This window comes from Phytopseudomonas dryadis (genome assembly GCF_004327355.1).
In the GTDB taxonomy this organism is placed as follows: domain Bacteria; phylum Pseudomonadota; class Gammaproteobacteria; order Pseudomonadales; family Pseudomonadaceae; genus Aquipseudomonas; species Aquipseudomonas dryadis.
In genome coordinates, this window is sequence record NZ_QJUM01000022.1 from 1 (window position 1) to 15,579 (window position 15,579).

General features: G+C 67.4%; 14 protein-coding genes. 2 read left to right on the forward strand and 12 right to left on the reverse strand.

The window, feature by feature from the left end:
- Positions 1 to 327: 327 nt before the first annotated feature.
- From DNK34_RS17790 to DNK34_RS17810, 5 genes are all read right to left on the reverse strand, one after another.
- Positions 328 to 660 carry a cupin domain-containing protein gene (locus DNK34_RS17790; protein ID WP_131176453.1) on the reverse strand — a complete coding sequence of 111 codons (333 nt, stop codon included), beginning with the start codon at positions 658 to 660 and terminating at the stop codon, positions 328 to 330.
- Between the two features lie 32 nt (positions 661 to 692).
- On the reverse strand, positions 693 to 974 hold the full coding sequence (locus DNK34_RS17795) for a hypothetical protein (RefSeq protein WP_131176452.1): 282 nt from the start codon (positions 972 to 974) through the stop codon (positions 693 to 695).
- Entirely contained in the window at positions 971 to 2,395 is a 1,425-nt protein-coding gene (locus DNK34_RS17800) for a GTPase/DUF3482 domain-containing protein (RefSeq protein WP_131176451.1), read from the reverse strand. Before DNK34_RS17800 ends, DNK34_RS17795 begins: the two co-directional genes overlap by 4 nt.
- Positions 2,388 to 3,764: a DUF2868 domain-containing protein gene (locus DNK34_RS17805; protein WP_242675131.1), complete on the reverse strand. Its 1,377-nt coding sequence runs from the start codon at positions 3,762 to 3,764 to the stop codon at positions 2,388 to 2,390. The genes DNK34_RS17800 and DNK34_RS17805 overlap by 8 nt, the downstream gene beginning before the upstream one ends.
- A 119-nt stretch (positions 3,765 to 3,883) precedes the next feature.
- Positions 3,884 to 4,924 (reverse strand): glycerophosphodiester phosphodiesterase, encoded by a 1,041-nt coding sequence (locus DNK34_RS17810; protein WP_411269321.1) that lies wholly within the window; start codon positions 4,922 to 4,924, stop codon positions 3,884 to 3,886.
- 211 nt (positions 4,925 to 5,135) lie between these two features.
- On the opposite strand from DNK34_RS17810, the gene DNK34_RS17815 reads away from it, so the two are divergent.
- Positions 5,136 to 5,660 (forward strand): dihydrofolate reductase, encoded by a 525-nt coding sequence (locus DNK34_RS17815; protein WP_131176448.1) that lies wholly within the window; start codon positions 5,136 to 5,138, stop codon positions 5,658 to 5,660.
- Positions 5,661 to 5,762: 102 nt separating this feature from the next.
- Entirely contained in the window at positions 5,763 to 6,410 is a 648-nt protein-coding gene (locus tag DNK34_RS17820; protein WP_131176447.1) for a YitT family protein, read from the forward strand.
- Positions 6,411 to 6,546: 136 nt separating this feature from the next.
- Here DNK34_RS17820 and DNK34_RS17825 read toward each other — a convergent pair whose 3' ends face one another.
- From DNK34_RS17825 to DNK34_RS17855, 7 genes are all read right to left on the reverse strand, one after another.
- Positions 6,547 to 7,932, reverse strand: a complete 1,386-nt coding sequence (locus DNK34_RS17825; protein ID WP_131176446.1) for a nucleobase:cation symporter-2 family protein — start codon at positions 7,930 to 7,932, stop codon at positions 6,547 to 6,549.
- Between the two features lie 126 nt (positions 7,933 to 8,058).
- Entirely contained in the window at positions 8,059 to 8,586 is a 528-nt protein-coding gene (gene gloA, locus DNK34_RS17830; protein ID WP_131176445.1) for a lactoylglutathione lyase, read from the reverse strand.
- A 217-nt stretch (positions 8,587 to 8,803) separates the two neighbouring features.
- Positions 8,804 to 9,295 carry a metallophosphoesterase family protein gene (locus DNK34_RS17835; RefSeq protein ID WP_242675132.1) on the reverse strand — a complete coding sequence of 164 codons (492 nt, stop codon included), beginning with the start codon at positions 9,293 to 9,295 and terminating at the stop codon, positions 8,804 to 8,806.
- 59 nt (positions 9,296 to 9,354) lie between these two features.
- On the reverse strand, positions 9,355 to 11,193 hold the full coding sequence (gene ilvD / locus DNK34_RS17840; RefSeq protein WP_131176443.1) for a dihydroxy-acid dehydratase: 1,839 nt from the start codon (positions 11,191 to 11,193) through the stop codon (positions 9,355 to 9,357).
- Between the two features lie 282 nt (positions 11,194 to 11,475).
- Positions 11,476 to 14,046 carry a TRAP transporter permease gene (locus tag DNK34_RS17845; RefSeq protein WP_242675348.1) on the reverse strand — a complete coding sequence of 857 codons (2,571 nt, stop codon included), beginning with the start codon at positions 14,044 to 14,046 and terminating at the stop codon, positions 11,476 to 11,478.
- Positions 14,047 to 14,135: 89 nt separating this feature from the next.
- Positions 14,136 to 15,116 (reverse strand): TAXI family TRAP transporter solute-binding subunit, encoded by a 981-nt coding sequence (locus DNK34_RS17850; protein WP_131176442.1) that lies wholly within the window; start codon positions 15,114 to 15,116, stop codon positions 14,136 to 14,138.
- Positions 15,117 to 15,220: 104 nt separating this feature from the next.
- Positions 15,221 to 15,577, reverse strand: a complete 357-nt coding sequence (locus tag DNK34_RS17855; RefSeq protein WP_131176441.1) for a RidA family protein — start codon at positions 15,575 to 15,577, stop codon at positions 15,221 to 15,223.
- Positions 15,578 to 15,579 lie beyond the last annotated feature (2 nt).

A 15,579-nucleotide genomic window follows, 5' to 3' on the forward strand; every position in this document is an offset into this window, starting at 1 on the left:
TGCAGTTGGAGGCTTTCGAGGCGGTCAGCGATAATCCGCAGGCCAAGCTGTCGGCCGTGATCAACTAAACGGCAAACTCAAGTGGCCGAAGCCATGATGAGTTACACCACTTCCAGGGGCACGATCGATTCGAGGTCGTTCGGACAGCCCCCGGGTGTCGCTGCGCTCGACCCGGGCCACGCCCTACGGATGCCTCGAGGTGGCTGGTTGTAGCCTGGGTTAGCCGAAGGCGTAACCCGGGGCTGCGGATTCGAGGTCGTTCGGACAGTCCCCGGGTGTCGCTGCGCTCGACCCGGGCTACGTCTTGCCATGACCCGATAGAGCGATTCATGGCGTCTGCTCCCCGGTGTGCTCCGGGTGCAGGTGCACCGCCAGCCACAGCGCGCCTGGCGAGGCCTGTTCCACTCGATGCGAGACGCCGGCCACCAGGAACAGGTAATCGCCGGAACTCAGTTCGACCACCTCGCCGGCCACGTTGAGCCGCGCCTGTCCCTGAAGCAGCACGACCCATTCATCCTGCGCCTGCAGGTAATCCTGCGGTTGCGCATGGCCTGAACTGACGATGCGCTCGACGACCAGGTTGCGGTGGCTGAGCAGGGCTTCGAAACGTTCGCCCTGGGCGGGCGCCTGGTTGTCGGCGAAGAGGTTGCCGGTGTGCATGGGTCTGCTCTCTGGGTAATGGCACAGGGGGCTCAGCGCTTGCCCGGTCGCGGCCTGCCGGCCACCAGAAGGTGGTGGTGCTCGCTGCAATAGAGCTCTTCGTACCAGCCGTAATGGGGGTCGTTGCAGTAGCCGTGACGCAGGCTATCCGGCAGGTGGCGGGTGTCGCTCCTGAAGTCGTGGCGCAAGGCGGCGAAGAGCGAGCCGGGCTGCGGCCAATCCGTCCGCTGGGGCTGTTGCGTCAGGCTGTTGCCGTGGTTCAGCTCGGCGGCCAGAACCCGGGTCAGCTCCGCGCAGAGCAGGTGGTAGCTCACGGGGCATCCCCGCTGCCGATCTCGCCGGCCAGGCGTTCGACCTGCTCCAGGCGCTCGACCTGCTCCAGGCGGGCGCCGGGGTTGAGCGACGACCACTCCGGGTGGGCGCGGGTGATCGACAGCGCCTGGGGCAGTTTGCCGGTGCGCCACTGGGTGTCTTGCGGCGAGGCCATGCGGATCGCGTGCACCGCCGCGTGGCCGCGGGCTTCCAGGGCCTGCAGCAACTGTTGCTGGCGCAAGGCGAGCAGGCGCAGCACGGCATCGTCCACGGTCAGCTCGCGCTGGCCCTTGAGCTTGCCTTTCAGGCGCGCGCCGTAGTTGCGCAGGGTCTGGGCGCCGCCGCCGAGCAGGGCGCCGGCCAGGGCCGCGGTGCCCAGGGTCAGGCCGCCCACCAGCAGGTCGACGCCGGCACCGGCTGCCGCGCCCGCGGCCATGCCGCCGCCGAGGCGAATCCCCAGTTGCCTGAGGGTTTCCGGGTTGAACAGGTCATCGCCCCAGCGGCCGTCGAGCAGGGGCAGATCGTCGGCCCTGGCGTCCTCGCGGCGAAAGGCGTGCAGGCGCAGCAGGGCTTCGACGCAGCGCTGTTCGCGCTGGCGCACGGCGTCGCGTAGCTCAGAGATGGCCGCCTGTTGCTGCGGCGGCTCGTTGGCCACGCTGCGGCGGCAGGCGGCGCAGTCGATCAGCAGCTCGGCGATCAGCCGCTTGCCGCTGCGCTGCCGCGCCAGGCGTTGCGCCTCGTGGTCGTCGATCAGGCGTTGCAGCTGCGGGCGCGATTTCTCGTGCATCAGCGCCAGGCTTTCATACAGGCGCCGCTCGCCGTCCAGCGGCGGCGCCACGCTGTCGAAACGCACCAGGGCATGCAGGCCCAGGCGGGCCAGGGCCTCGCGCCAGTCGTCCTCGCGCTGCTGCGGGCTGGCGACGAAATTGAGCACCGGCAGCAGCGGCCGGCCACACATGGCCAGCACGCTCAGTTCGTCGCGGTACTTGGCCAGCACCGGCTCGCGGGCGTCGATCACGTACAGGCCGGCGTCCGAAGCCTGCAACTGGCGCAACACCTTGGCTTCCTGCTCGAAACGCTGGCGCGCTTCGCTGCCGTCGAGAAAGCGCGCCAGCCGGGCCGGGCCATCCAGGCGTTCGCCGGGGCGATCCAGCTGGTCCAGGTAGTCGAGCAGGGCGATGGCGTCCTCCAGGCCGGGCGTGTCGTACAGCTCCAGCAGCGCGTCGCCGTCCACCGACAGGCGTGCGCCCTCGACATGGCGGGTGGTGCTGGGGCGGTGCGAGACCTCGCCAAAGCCGATGTCGCGGGTCAGGGTGCGCAGCAGCGAGGTCTTGCCGACATTGGTGTGGCCGACCACGGCGAGCTTCAGCGCGCGACCGCTCTCTTGTGGCTTGGCGCTTGCGGCTTGTGGCTGTCTAATCATGGCCCGTCTCCAGCCAGGTCAGCGGCGAGCTGTCGCGGTGCGCTAGTTGCAGTCGATCCAGCGCCTTGTGCCAGTCGTCCAGACGCTCGCTGTCGAGGGTTTCGCCGGGTGCCGGCGGCAGCAGCCAGATCCGCGTGGCGCCGGCCGAACGCGACAGTTCGGCGAGCAGCGCCAGGCTGCCACGATCCGGCGAGCGTCGCGGGTCGCAGGCGATGGCCAGGCGCGCCGGGGGAAAGCGGCTCAGCTGTTCGAGCAGGTGCCGGCGTTGTTCGCGGCTGTCGATCACCCCGGCGTCGGCCACCTGCTTCGGTAGCGCGGGCGGCCAGGGCCGGCGATCATCCAGTTCGATGGCCACCAGCAGCGCGCCCTGGCTGTCCAGCACGGCGCCAGCGCCCGGCACCTGATACAGGGTGTCGGGCGCCGCATCGCATACGCCCAGGCGTTCGCTGTTGGGCAGCAGGCGCTCGCGCAGCAGGCCATAGCCGGGCAAGTCCACGTCCAGTCGCACGCTGGCCATGCCGGCCCGCCAGCGCCACAGGCACAGCAGCGCCAGCAGCAGGCGCGGCACCAGGCCGTAGCACAGCACCACGCCGATCAGCCAGCCGGCCCAGGCATGGCGCGCCGATTCCAGCGGCAGCGGGCTGTCGCCACTGGCGCGGATGGTCGCGGCGTCGGGCACGGGGAAGCCGAGCAGGCCGGGCAGGGCGCCGAGGCCTCGGGTCAGGGCGACGAAGGTGTCGCCGCCGAGCAGGGTGGTTTCCCAGACGAACCCATAACGGCGGGTGGAGAGCAGGGCCAGCAGCATCAGCAGGGCCGTGGTCAAGGCCACCAGCCACAGCCCGTGCACGGCCATGCCGAGCAACCAGCGGTTGAGCCGATGGCGTTGCAACAGCAGCACCAGCGCCGGGCCGACATGCGCGGCGCTGGCCGTGCGCGCGAGCTTTTCGCTGAGCCACAGCCACAGGCGTCCCAGGGCCGCCCGGTGGCCGCCGCCGAGCAGCAGGCCGAGGAGCCAGCCCGCCAGCAGCAGGACATGCAGGCCGAGCAGGCTGCCCAGGGCCCAGAACACATTGACCGGCGCCTGCCCGTCGCCAAGCGCCGCCACGGCGAGCCCGGCACCGCTGGCCAGGGCCATCAGGCCCAGCAGCAACAGGGCCAGGCGCGCCCCTTGCAGCCAGTGGCGCAGGGCCTGGGTCTGGCCGTCCCGCTCGGCGAGGCACAGGGCGCGGGTCTCGATGCGCGCGGCCAGGTCGCCGCCACTGGCCCGGGCGCGACGATTGGCTTCGCTGTCCTCGAGCAGCCCGGCGTGTTCTTCACGCAGGCGCACGGCCTCGCAGAGCCAAAGGCGTTGCAGCTTGGGTAAGGCCACGCGATCTCCCGTCGTTGAACACTCTGGGCAGGAGCATAACCGTTGCGGCGGCATTGGCAAAAACCTTTGCCGCCTGATGCGCCGCAGCGGCCATGACGCCGCTGCGCGGCCAGGCCGGGCTAGCGTCCCTGGGGCGTATCGCGGCCCTGGCGCAGGCGCACGGCGACGTCCGGCTGGTCGATGAACAGGCCGTCGATGCCGGTGGCGAGGAAGGCGCGCAGCTCTGTCTCGATATCGCCGCGGGCGGCCGGGTCGTCGCCCTGGCGCAGGTCGGCCGGCAGGAAGCGGTTCTCCGCGCGGAAGGTGAAGGGGTGTACCAGCAAGCCGGCGGCATGGGCGTCGGCGACGAAGCGCGTGGGCTCGCCCAGTTCGTCACTGGCCGTGCGCGGGATGATGTAGCCCTTTTCCGGGCCGACCCCGGCGGCATAGCTGGCCACGGCGCGCAGCCCGGCGGGCGTGGCCATCTGCGCGTAGGTCAGCGGGTTGCCCAGCACGGTCTGGTCGTACGGTCGGCCCCTGCCATACAGCTGCACCAGGCGCAGCGGGGTCAACTGGCTCAGGGCCTTGAGGTTGCTGACCTCGAAGGACTGGATGAACACCGGCGCGTCGGCGTCGCCGTAGCCGTTGCGTGCGAGGATCTCCACCAGGCGCTGCTCCATGGCCAGGCCCTGCTGGCTGAAGTGCATGGGGTGCTTGGTTTCGATGTACAGGCCGATCTGGCGCCCCTGGCTGGTCTGCAGCGCCTGCACCAGGTCGATGATTTCCTGCAGGGTGGGAATCTCGAACTGGCCATTCAGGCGGCTGTTGCCCGGCCGCTCCTCGGGAATGCGCTCGATGGCGCGCAGGCGCTTGAGCTCGGCGGCGGTGAAGTCCTCGCTGAACCAGCCCTCGAGTTCGACGCCGTCGACCTCGGCCCTGCGTTTGCGACCGGCGAACTCCGGGTGCTGCGCCACGTCGGTGGTCAGGCCCAGTTCGTTGTCGTGACGGGCGAACAGGTGCCCGTCCTTGCTGCTCACCAGATCCGGCTCGATGTAGTCGGCGCCCTGCAGGATCGCCAGGGCATAGGCGGCCAGGGTGTGTTCCGGCACATAGCCGCTGGCCCCGCGGTGGGCGATGACCAACGGATTGGCGCTCGCTGTCTGCCGTTCGGTTTGGACCATATCGGCATGGGCCGTGCCGATGCAGAGCAGGCCGGACAAGGCGCTGGCGAACAGGCGCTGGCCGAGCGCGGTGGGCAGGAAGGAAGGCATGAAGGAGTCTCCTGGACGGACGTGAAGGGTCAGCCTGCACCGGGAAAGATGGCGATTGCATGACGATCCGGCAAGTTGGGCCTGGTGTTTCCCGGGCTGTAGCGGGCGCAGGGGCTCTGTTATGCTCGCCGCCATGAACGACTCTCTGCCTCTCTGCCTGATCGCCGCCCTCGCGGAAAACCGCGTGATCGGCCGCGATAATCAACTGCCCTGGCACCTGCCGGCGGATCTCAAGCACTTCAAGGCGCTGACCCTGGGCAAGCCGATCGTCATGGGCCGCAAGACCTGGGATTCCCTGGGGCGCCCGCTGCCAGGCCGGCTCAACCTGGTGGTCAGCCGTCAGCGCGGGCTGAGCCTGGATGGTGCGGAGGTCTTCACCTCCCTGCAGGCCGCCCGCGAGCGCGCCGAGGCCTGGGCGCGGGAGCAGGGCGTCGAGGAAATCATGCTGATCGGCGGTGCCCAGTTGTACCAGCAGGCCCTGCCCATTGCCCAGCGCCTGTACCTGACCCGCGTGGCTCTGCAGCCTGAAGGCGATGCCTGGTTCCCGGCATTCGACGAGGCCGACTGGCAGTGTCAGGCGCGGATCGAGCACGCCGCCCTGGACGCCGCGCCCGCCTATCGCTTCGAGACCTGGGGCCGCCGTTAGGCGAGCCCCGCATTTGCCTTTGCCCGCTGCCTTTGAGCCGTGGCGCCCCGCATGCGGGCGACGGCTCGTGGCGTGCGGGTCGATGTCCGAGATTGCCTCGCCATGAATGACACCTCTCCAGATCCCCGCGAAACGGAAACGGTAGCCGAGCTGTTCGTTCGCCACCCGCTCTGGGAAGACGCCCTGGCCCTGCTCCTGGGAACCGCCATGGTCGCCCTGGGCATCGCCTTCTACAGCCAGGCCGGGCTGCTCACCGGCGGCACGGTGGGGCTGGCCTTTCTGCTCAAGTACCTGGCCGGCTGGCCCTTCGGCGCGGTGTTCTTCCTGCTCAACCTGCCGTTCTATGCCCTGGCGATCTGGCGCATGGGCTGGGCCTTCACCCTGCGCACGGCCTGCGCGGTCGGCCTGGTTTCGCTGCTGGCCGAGCTGACCCCGCAATGGGTCACCTTCGCCCAGCTCAATGTGTTGTACGCGGCGCTGTTCGGCGGCTTCGCCATGGGCCTGGGACTGTTGATGCTGTTCCGTCACCGCGCCAGCCTGGGCGGCGTGAACATCCTCGCGCTGTACCTGCAGGAGCGCTTCGGCCTACGGGCGGGGGCGGTGCAGATGGGCGTGGACGCGGCCATCGTGCTGGCCTCGGTGTTCGTCGTGGCGCCGGACAAGGTCGCCCTCTCGGTACTCGGCGCGGTGGCGCTGAACATGGTGCTGGCGATCAATCACCGGGCCGGGCGCTACATGGGGGTGAGCTGATAGCGGCCTCGGGTGAAATCACGGATTTGTAGGAGCGCCGCCTCCGGCGCGAATCGATAGCTGCAGCTCCCAGACATCGGTGTTGTCCGCACCATTCGCCGCGAGGGCGCGGCTCCTACAGGCCCCAGCAACGTGATCAGCGTTCGCTCTTGGGCGGGCTTTCCGGCAGAAACCAGTTGAGCAGCAGGGCGCAGATGCCGCCGGTGGCGACGCCGGATTCCAGCACGTTGCGCAGCGCCGCCGGCATGTGGGCGAGGAACTCCGGCACCTGGGACACGCCCAGGCCCAGGGCCAGGGACACGGCGATGATCAGCAGGGCGCGGCGATCCAGGTCGATGCCGGCGAGGATGTTGATGCCCGACGCCGCGACGGCGCCGAACATGACCATGGCCGCGCCGCCCAGCACCGGTTCCGGCACCGCCTGGATCACCCCGGCCACCGCCGGGAACAGGCCGAGCAGCACCAGCATCAGGGCGATCCACACGCCGATATGGCGGCTGGCGATGCCGGTCAGCTGAATCACCCCGTTGTTCTGGGCGAAGATCGAGCTGGGGAAGGTGTTGAACACCCCCGCCAGCAGCGAGTTGACGCCGTTGACCAGCACGCCGCCCTTGATCCGCCGCATCCACAGCGGGCCCTCGACCGGCTGGCGCGATACCTTGCTGGTGGCGGTGACGTCGCCGATGGCTTCCAGCGAGGTGACCAGGTAGATCACCAGCATGGGTATGAACAGGCTCCAGGAAAACCCCAGGCCGAAGTGCAGCGGCGTCGGCACCTGGAACAGCTCGGCCTGGTGCATGCCGCTGAAGTCCAGGCGGCCCAGGTAGCCGGCCAGGGCATAACCGACGAGCAGGGCGATGACGATCGCGCAACTGCGCATCCACACCAGGGGGATGCGGTTGAGCAGCACGATCACCGCCAGCACCGTACCGGACAGCAACAGGTTCTCGCCATTGGCGAAGGTACCGTCGGCCATGGCGCCGAAACCGCCGCCCATGCTGATCAGGCCGACCTTGATCAGGGTCAGGCCGATCATCAGCACGACGATGCCGGTCACCAGCGGGGTGATCAGCTTCTTCACGAAGGGCAGGATGCGCGAGATGCCGATCTCGATGAACGAGCCGGCGATCACCACGCCGAAGATCGCCGCCATCACGCCTTCCACCGGCGTGCCCTGCTTGACCAGCAGCGCGCCGCCGGCGATCAGTGGGCCGACGAAATTGAAGCTGGTGCCTTGCACCACCAGCAGGCCGGCGCCTAGCGGGCCGAAGCGGCGGCACTGCACGTAGGTGGCGATGCCGGAGATCACCAGGGACATGGACACGATCAGGTTGGTGTCACGGGCCGAGACGCCCAGCGCCTGGCAGATCAGCAGGCCCGGGGTGACGATCGGCACGATGATCGCCAGCAGGTGCTGCAGCGCCGCGAGCAGGGCGACCAGTGGGCGTGGGCGGTCTTCCAGGCCATAGATCAGTTGGTTGTCGCGCGCTGCGGCCTGGTCGGGAGAGTCGGCTGGGTTCATGGCGGTGCCCCGAAAAAGAGCGTGATTCTACGGGGCTCGGCGGCGGCCGGCGAGTGCCCATCGCTGGGCGCTGCCGGGGTGTTCTGCGGGCGATCCGGCAGCTGGCTGCCGGGTTGCGCCTGGGCCTCAGGCGACTTCGCTGAACTGGATGATCTCCACCCAGTAGCCGTCCGGATCCTTGATGAAGGCGATGTCGCGCATGCGGCCATCGCTCAGGCGCTTCTGGAAGTCCACGCCGAGGTCTTCGAAGCGCTGGCAGGCGGCCTTGATGTCCGGCACCGCCACGCACAGGTGGCCGAAGCCGCGCGGGTCGCTGTTGCCGCTGTGGTAGGAAAACGCCGGGTCCTTCTCGGTGCCGTGGTTGTAGGTCAGTTCCAGCACGCCGGGGATGGATTTGCGCCACTGGTGACGTTCGGCCGGGTCGGCCGGGATCTGCGACTTGTCCTTGAGCAGGGCGAGGAAGTACAGGCTGAACCCGGCATCCGGGAAGTCCTTCTTCTCCAGCAGGGTGAAGCCCAGCACGCGGGTGTAGAAGTCCAGCGAGTGCTCGAGGTTCTTCACCCGGATCATGGTGTGGTTGTAGACGAAGTCGGCGGTGGCGACGTCGGGCTTGGCGGTCACACCGGGCAGGGTGTTGAGGTCATCGAGGGTCATGGGGGTCTCCATCGGGATGTGCCTGGGCAGGCTGAAAAAGTCGCTACCTGTCTAGATGGCTTCGCCAGCCAGGTTTTTCAAGGCCGATAGCGGCCTTCGGCCTTCGATCAAAAGCGCTCGAGGCTGGAAAGCTGGACGAAAGAGCCTGTGCGGTTTGCTTGTCGTTCAGCCTCCAGCCTCAAGCGCTCCTATCGGCCGTCCGCTTTTGCGCCTTGCATCAGACATCCAGCGTAATCAGCTCGGCTCGCACCGCGTCACCGTCGATACGCAGCAGGGCCACGCCGACGGGCAGCTTGAAGCGCCTGGGGCCGGCGCTGCCGGGGTTGAGATAGAGCACGCCGTCGCGCTCTTCGTGCAGCGGTTTGTGCGAGTGCCCGGCGATCACCGCGTCGATGCCTTGCGCCTTGGGGGCGATGTTCAGTTGCTTGAGGTCGTGGAGGATGTACAGGGTCACCCTGCCGAACTTGAGGATCAGTTGCTCGGGCAGGTTTTCCGCCCAACTGCCTTCATCGTTGTTGCCGCGTACCACCGAGAGCGGCGCGATGCGTTCCAGTTCGGCGAGAATCTGTGGCCCGCCGATGTCGCCGGCGTGGATCAGGTGATCGCAACCCTGCAGCGCGCTCAGGGCCTGCGGGCGCAGCAGGCCGTGGGTGTCGGCGATCAGTCCTATGGTCAAGGATCTTGGTCTGGTCTGCGGTTCCCGGTTCATCTCGCTTCCTCCCAAAAGCAAGAAGCCCGGCGGGGCCGGGCTTTGCGAGCGTGCCGCCTTCAGCCGTCCAGCAGCGCCTTGTTGCGTACCGCGCCCTTGTCGGCGCTGGTGGCGAGCAGGGCGTAGGCCTTGAGGGCGGTGGTGACTTTGCGTGGACGCTGTTCCGCGGGTTTCCAGCCTTTCTTGTCCTGCTCATGGCGGCGATGGGCGATTTCCTCGTCGCTGACCAGCAGGTTGATCGAGCGGTTGGGGATGTCGATCAGCACCTTGTCGCCGTCGCGCACCAGGCCGATGGCGCCGCCAGCGGCGGCTTCCGGCGAGGCGTGGCCGATGGACAGGCCCGAGGTGCCGCCGGAGAAGCGGCCGTCGGTGAGCAGGGCGCACTGCTTGCCCAGGCCCTTGGACTTGAGGTATGAGGTCGGGTAGAGCATCTCCTGCATGCCCGGGCCGCCTTTCGGGCCTTCGTAGCGGATGATGACGATGTCGCCGGCCTTCACTTCGTCGGCGAGGATGCCGCGCACGGCACTGTCCTGGCTCTCGAAGATCCTGGCGGTGCCCTCGAACACCAGGATCGACTCGTCGACGCCGGCGGTTTTCACCACGCAGCCGTCGAGGGCGATGTTGCCGTACAGCACGGCCAGGCCGCCTTCTTTCGAATAGGCGTGCTCGACGCTGCGGATGCAGCCGTGCTCACGGTCATCGTCCAGGGTCGGCCAGCGGGTCGACTGGCTGAACGCGGTCTGGCTGGGGATACCGGCCGGGCCGGCCTTGAAGAAGTGGTGCACGGCTTCATCGTCGGTCTGGGTGATGTCCCACTTGGCGATGGCCTCGATCATGCTGCGGCTGTGCACGGTCGGCAGGTCGGTATGCAGCAGGCCGCCACGGGCCAGCGAACCGAGGATGCTGAAGATGCCACCGGCGCGGTGCACGTCTTCCATGTGGTACTTCTGGATGTTCGGCGCGACCTTGCACAGTTGCGGCACGTTGCGCGACAGGCGATCGATGTCGCGCAGGTCGAAGTCGATCTCGGCTTCCTGGGCGGCGGCCAGCAGGTGCAGGATGGTGTTGGTCGAGCCGCCCATGGCGATGTCCAGCATCATGGCGTTCTCGAAGGCCTTGAAGTTGGCGATGTTGCGCGGCAGTACCGAATCGTCGTTCTCGCCATAGTAGCGCTTGCACAGTTCGACGATGGTGCGCCCGGCCTGCAGGAACAGCTGTTCGCGGTCGCTGTGGGTGGCCAGGGTCGAACCGTTGCCCGGCAGGGCCAGGCCGAGGGCCTCGGTCAGGCAGTTCATCGAGTTGGCGGTGAACATGCCGGAGCAACTGCCGCAGGTCGGGCAGGCGCTACGCTCGTACTCGGCGACCTTCTCGTCGCTGGCCGAACTGTCGGCGGCGATGACCATGGCGTCGACCAGATCCAGGCCATGGTTGGCCAGCTTGGTCTTGCCGGCTTCCATCGGCCCGCCGGAGACGAAGATCACCGGGATGTTCAGGCGCAGGGCGGCCATCAGCATGCCGGGGGTGATCTTGTCGCAGTTGGAGATGCAGACGATGGCGTCGGCGCAGTGGGCGTTGACCATGTATTCCACGGAGTCGGCGATGATCTCGCGACTCGGCAGCGAATAGAGCATGCCGTCGTGGCCCATGGCGATGCCGTCGTCCACGGCGATGGTGTTGAATTCCTTGGCCACGCCGCCGGCCCGCTCGATCTCGCGGGCCACCAGTTGGCCCAGGTCCTTCAGGTGCACGTGGCCGGGCACGAACTGGGTGAAGGAGTTGGCGATGGCGATGATCGGTTTCTTGAAGTCATCGTCCTTCATCCCGGTGGCGCGCCACAGGGCGCGGGCGCCGGCCATGTTGCGGCCGTGGGTGGAGGTTTTCGAACGATAGTCAGGCATGGCGGTTTCCTGCGGCTAATCAGGTATCTGGTTATGTGCGTTGTGTGGGAGCGACTAGCCGAGGTCGAGCGGCAGATGGCCGTCGATTCGGTGGGGCCGCGCAGGCAACGGGGTTGACGTGCGCGCGGCCGGGGCCCACAAGCCCGCCGAAGGATGGTTGGCGAGGAATGCCGACGATTCTACGCCGCTCGGCGGCGCAGGGGAAAGGGTGATGGTGCGCGGGCGGCTCCGGCGCGGTCGTGCTGAAACGTCAACAGACCCTAGGCGCCGCCCGCGTGCCGGCTAGGCGAGTGCCGGCTGCGCCTGGCGGCGGGCGCGGCGGTGCTGCAACCAGGCGATCAGGCCGAGCAGCAACAGCGCCGGGATCCACATCAACTGCTTGGGCGGCCGCTGCGCCGGCACCTGCAGCTCGAGTATTTCCTGGTCGAATTGCAGACCAGCGGACGCCGCCGGGCTGTTGAAGGCCACGCTATCGATCAGCACCTTGTCGTCCTCGTCGTAGAGCACCAGGCCAAGGCTTTCCATGCGCTGTTGCGGCTCGCCCTCGGGCACGCCGAGAATGATGGTCAGGTCGCGCTGGCTACCGTCGATATCCTCGCTGCGCACCAGCAGGCGCAGTTCGGCGCCGGGCTCGGCGTCCTGCACGGCTTCGGCGAAGCGTGCCGGCGGTTCGCTGTGGAACGGTGGCTTGAGGGTGTCGAGCCAGAATTCCGGGCGGAACAGGGTGAAGGACACCAGCAGCAGGAGCAGGCCTTCGTACCAGCGGTTCTTCGCCAGGAACCAGCCCTGGGTCGCCGAGGCGAACATCAGCATGGCGATGGCCGCGGTGATGAAGGTGACGATGCCCTGGCCGAGGGTGACGCCGATCAGCAGCAGGTCGGTGTTGAAGATGAACATGAACGGCCAGACGATGCTGCGCGCCTCGTACATGAACGCCTGCACGCCGGTCTTGATCGGGTCCTCGCGGGAAATTGCCGCCGCGGCGAAGGACGCCAGGCCCACCGGCGGCGTGGCGTCGGCCAGCAGGCCGAAGTAGAAGACGAACATGTGGATGGCGATCAGCGGCACCACCAGGCCGTTCTGCTGGCCGAGGGCGACCACCACCGGCGCCATCAGCGACGACACCACGATGTAGTTGGCGGTGGTCGGCAGGCCCAGGCCGAGGATCAGGCAGAACAGGCCGGTGAGGATCAGCATCAGCAGCAGGTTGCCCATCGACAGCATTTCCACCAGGTCGGCCAGCACCAGGCCGACCCCGGTCTGGGAAATGGCGCCGACCACGATGCCGGCGGTGGCCGTGGCGATACCGATGCCGATCATGCTGCGCGCGCCGCCGATCAGGCCGTGGTAGAGGTCGAGCAGGCCATCCTTGAAGGTGCCGTCGACGTGCTCGCTGTCCTTGCGCATCCAGCTTAGCAGCGGGCGCTGGCTGACCAGGATGCAGATCAGCGTGACCACGCCCCAGAACGCCGACAGCCCCGGTGACAGGCGCTCGATCATCAGGCACCAGACCAGGATCACCACCGGCAGGATGAAGTGCAGGCCCGAGAGCAGTACGGCGCGCGGCGATGGCAGTTCGGTCAGGGCGGCGTCGGGGTCTTCCACCGGTAGCGGGGCGACGCTGGCGGAGATTTTCAGCAGGCCGAGGTAGACCAGCACCGTCAGGCCGGCGATGACCCAGACCGCGGCATCGCCGAGCAGCGGTTTCAGCCAGCCCAGGCCGTAGTAGACCGCCAGCGACAGGCCGCTGATCAGCGCGACGCCGAAGCAGAAGCCGATCAGGCGGCGCATGAATGGCCGGGTGTCGCGTCGCGGCAGGCCCTGCATGTTCATCTTCACCGCTTCCAGGTGCACGATCCACAGCAGGGTGATGTAGGAAATGGTCGCCGGCAGGAAGGCGTGCTTGAGCACTTCGACATAGGGAATGCCGACGTACTCGACCATCAGGAAGGCGGCCGCGCCCATCACCGGCGGCATCATCTGGCCGTTGGTCGAGGCGGCGACTTCGATGGCGCCGGCCTTGGTGCCCGGATAGCCGACCTTCTTCATCATCGGGATGGTGAAGGTGCCGGTGGTGACCACGTTGGCGATGGACGAGCCGGAGACCAGGCCGGTGAGCATGGAGCCGACCACCGAGGCCTTGGCCGGGCCGCCGCGCATGTGGCCGAGCATGGAGAAGGCCAACTGGATGAAATAGTGCCCGGCGCCGGCACGTTCGAGCAGGGCACCGAACAGCACGAAGAGGAAGACGAAGCTGGTGGAGACGCCCAGGGCGATGCCGAACACCCCTTCGGTGCTCAGCCACTGGTGGTTGGCCAGGCCGGTGAGGCTGACCCCGCGGTGCGCCAGCAGGCCGGGAATCCAGGGGCCGGCCAGGGAGTAACCGATGAACACCAGGGCGATGATCGCCAGCGGCGCGCCCAGGGTTCGGCGCGTCGCCTCCAGCAACAGCGGTATGCCGATCAGGGCGGTGAGCAGATCCAGACTGGTCGGGTTGCCGGGGCGTGACGACAGTTCGCGGTAGAACACGCACAGGTACAGCACCGAGGCGCAGACCATCAGTGCCAGCAGCATGTCCACGATGGGCACGTGGCGGCGCGGCGAGCGCTTGAACGCCGGGTAGGCGAGAAAGGCCAGGGCCAGGGCGAACGCCAGGTGGATGGTGCGGCTTTCCGTGTCGTTGAGGATGCCGAAGCCGAAGATGAACGGCAGGGGCGAGGCGATCCACAGTTGGAACAGCGACCAGGCCAGGGCCAGACCGGCGATCAGGCCGGCCATGGCGCCGGCGGGATTACGTGCACCGGTTTCCTGGGCTGCCAGTTCCTCGGCAGTCATGGTTGGCGGATTGCTCATGGACTCGATTCCAGGCTGCGTGACGAAAACTGCCGGGCATCAGGCGATGACCGGCAGCGAGTGTGACTCCGAGGCGGGTATGGCGAGGCTTACAGCCAGCCGCGCTCCTTGTAATAGCGCTCCGCGCCTTCATGCAGCGGCGCCGACATGCCGGTGCTGATCATTTCCTCTTCGGTGAGGTTCTCGAAGGCCGGGTGCAGGCGCTTGAAGCGGTCGAAGTTCTCGAACACCGACTTGACCAGCAGGTACACGGTGTCGGCGCTGGTCTTGGTCGAGGTGGTCAGCAGCGCCTTGCCGCCAATCGAGGGGATCGGCTGATCCACACCCTTGTAGATGCCGGCCGGGATCTCGGTCTTGATGTAGTAGGTCTTCTCTTCGAGGAATTTGTCGATGTCCGGACCATCGACCGCAATCAGTTTGGACGCCACCACGCTCAGGCCTTCCTGGATCGCGCCGCTGGGATGGCCGACTACGTAGGTCATGGCGTCGAGGTTGTTGTCGGCCAGCGCCGAGGCCATTTCCGCGGGCTTGAGTTCGGCGGCCAGGGCGAAGGAGCTGTTCTTCCAGCCTTTGGCCTGCATGATTTCCTCGAAGGTGTCACGGCTGCCGGAACCCGGCACGCCGATGTTCACGCGCTTGCCGGCCAGGTCGTCGAAATTGGCGATCCTGGCGCTGTCGCGGGCGACGATGGTCAGCACTTCGGTCTGCATGGAGAACACCGCGCGCAGGTCTTCCATGGCGCCTTGTTTCTCGAACGGCGGCAGGCCTTTGTAGGCCTTGAACTGGTGGTCGGCCTGGGTGAAGCCGAAGTTGAATTCACCGCTGCGCAGGGCGTTGATGTTGAACACGCTGGCGGCGGTGGAGGGGGCGTTGCACTTGATGCCCTGGTCGGCGCCGGTGCGGTTCATGAAGCGACAGATCGACTGACCGGCCACGTAGTAGACGCCGGTCTGGCCGCCCGTGCCGATGGTGACGAAGCGCTCCTGGGCCTGTACGGCGAGGCTGGCGCAGGACAAGACCGTGGCGGCCGCGAGAGCGCTGAAGGCGCAAGGTAGGGAAGGTATCTTCATGGTGCTTTCCTTATTGTACGAGGCCGCTGTTCGGCACCGCTGGAGAGTAAGGAGCCGGTAACCGCCGGGTAGGGCGGTCGCCGGCGCGGCTTGTCCTGTCTGGATCAGGCGCGAACGGCGGCGATGACCATTATTTCAACCAGCACATCCGGCGATGCCAGCGGTGCCTGCGTGGTTGCGCGCGCTGGAGCACAATTTTGCGGCAACCAGGCCTCCCATACGGCGTTCATTTTCGTGAAATCCGTTTCAATATCTTTCAACCAGATCTGTGCGCTGAGCAGATGGCTGTTGTCGCTACCGGCCTGCTGCAGCAGCGCGTCGATCTTGGCCAGCACCTCGGCGGTCTGCCCGGAACAGTCCAGGCTGCGATCGGTCGGCACCTGGCCGGCGAGGAAAATCAGCCCGCCGTGGACGACGGCGCCGCTCATGCGGGCGTTGCTGGCGATACGTTGAATGCTCATGA

Coding starts and splice junctions, on each gene's coding strand:
- DNK34_RS17820 (WP_131176447.1), top strand. CDS start 5,763: ATGAATGACACCTCTCCAGATCCCCGCGAAACGGAAACGGTAGCCGAG.
- DNK34_RS17810 (WP_411269321.1), bottom strand. CDS start 4,924: ATGGTCCAAACCGAACGGCAGACAGCGAGCGCCAATCCGTTGGTCATC.
- DNK34_RS17825 (WP_131176446.1), bottom strand. CDS start 7,932: ATGAACCCAGCCGACTCTCCCGACCAGGCCGCAGCGCGCGACAACCAA.
- DNK34_RS17790 (WP_131176453.1), bottom strand. CDS start 660: ATGCACACCGGCAACCTCTTCGCCGACAACCAGGCGCCCGCCCAGGGC.
- DNK34_RS17855 (WP_131176441.1), bottom strand. CDS start 15,577: ATGAGCATTCAACGTATCGCCAGCAACGCCCGCATGAGCGGCGCCGTC.
- DNK34_RS17815 (WP_131176448.1), top strand. CDS start 5,136: ATGCTCGCCGCCATGAACGACTCTCTGCCTCTCTGCCTGATCGCCGCC.
- ilvD (WP_131176443.1), bottom strand. CDS start 11,193: ATGCCTGACTATCGTTCGAAAACCTCCACCCACGGCCGCAACATGGCC.
- DNK34_RS17835 (WP_242675132.1), bottom strand. CDS start 9,295: ATGAACCGGGAACCGCAGACCAGACCAAGATCCTTGACCATAGGACTG.
- DNK34_RS17850 (WP_131176442.1), bottom strand. CDS start 15,116: ATGAAGATACCTTCCCTACCTTGCGCCTTCAGCGCTCTCGCGGCCGCC.
- DNK34_RS17800 (WP_131176451.1), bottom strand. CDS start 2,395: ATGATTAGACAGCCACAAGCCGCAAGCGCCAAGCCACAAGAGAGCGGT.
- DNK34_RS17845 (WP_242675348.1), bottom strand. CDS start 14,046: ATGAGCAATCCGCCAACCATGACTGCCGAGGAACTGGCAGCCCAGGAA.
- gloA (WP_131176445.1), bottom strand. CDS start 8,586: ATGACCCTCGATGACCTCAACACCCTGCCCGGTGTGACCGCCAAGCCC.